Below are 1198 nucleotides of genomic sequence, written 5' to 3' on the forward strand. Positions count from 1 at the left end.
CGAGGCTTCCCCCGCTTCGAGGTGCATCCGCGTCGCCTCGGCGGTGAGGGGCTGGAAATGGGAATGGGGCAGCGCCGTCACGGGCTTTACTCCGATACTCGGGGTGATCAGGAAATCAGGCGGGGTCGTTCAGTTCGGCCACGAAGTCGTAGGTGTCGCCGCGGTAGTAGGACTGGGTCACTTCCACCGCGCGGCCGTCCCGCAGGAAGCCGCGCCGCTCCACCAGCAGGCCGGCGTCCTTGGCCTTAACGCCGAGCAGGCCCGCGTGCTGTGGGGTGATGAGCACTGCGCGCAGGCGCTGCAGGGCGCGGACCGGCTTGTAGCCGGCGCTGGCCATGGCCTCGTAGAGCGAATGGTCGACCACATCGAGCGAGGGTAGGGCGAAGGCGGCGATGGTCGAATACTCCACCGCCATCGGCGCGCCGTCGGCGTAGCGGATGCGGTGGAAGCGATAGACCGGCGTGCTGGGCGACAGGCCCAGGGTCAGCGATTCCTCGGGCGTGACCGCGCCTTCCATGCGAGCCAGCCACTCGCTATGGGGGCTGCGGCCGCGCGAAATCATGTCCTCGGTGAAGCAGGTCAGCTTGGAGAAGTTCTTTTCGACGCGGGCGGCGACGAAGGTGCCCGCGCCCTGGCGGCGCGTCAGCAGGCCCTCGTGGACCAGGCCTTCCAGCGCCTTGCGCACGGTGATGCGCGAGACGTTGAAGTCCTCGGCCATGTCGCGTTCGGGCGGCAGGGCGTCTTCCGGCGTCAGCACCTTGTGCTGTATCGCCTCGCGCAGGGCTTTCTGGAGCTGCAGGTAGAGCGGCGCTGAGGAGGCGCTTTCGATCGGACCGATACGTTCGGAGAGCAACATGGGTTAGTTTCCCACCAGAGGTCGAGCTTGGCGCCGCGTTTCGGAGCAGCTCATTGCATACATACCAATCTAAGTCCTCTTTTGTCGGCCGATTTGGTCCGATAAATCGCAACAGGGCGATAAACCGCTTTTGTGTCAAACGGTTTTCGGCTCTCCGTCAGGGGGAGAGTTTTTGGAATGGTATTAAAATGGCATCCATGCCCAGCCATCAATCATCCCCTGCAAGCACACCGCGAGCCGGCCCCGGGCGACACGTCATGGAGGCGGGCGCATCGACGGGCCTGCTGCTTTCTTCGCCGCTTTCAGGCTGGGTGGCGCCTTTGGATGAGACGCCGGATGCGG

1 protein-coding gene is annotated in these 1198 nt (G+C 64.9%); it reads right to left on the reverse strand.

The genetic code is table 11. The features are described from left to right. Positions 1 to 115: 115 nt before the first annotated feature. Complete coding sequence (locus ACODR1_RS24760) at positions 116 to 856, reverse strand: GntR family transcriptional regulator (protein ID WP_488882814.1); 741 nt, start codon at positions 854 to 856, stop codon at positions 116 to 118. Positions 857 to 1198: the final 342 nt, after the last annotated feature.

It is taken from the genome of Caulobacter sp. FG7 (genome assembly GCF_057808875.1).

Bases quoted from the DNA above. Each gene is read 5' to 3' on its own strand.
- ACODR1_RS24760 (WP_488882814.1), bottom strand. From the start codon at position 856: ATGTTGCTCTCCGAACGTATCGGTCCGATCGAAAGCGCCTCCTCAGCG.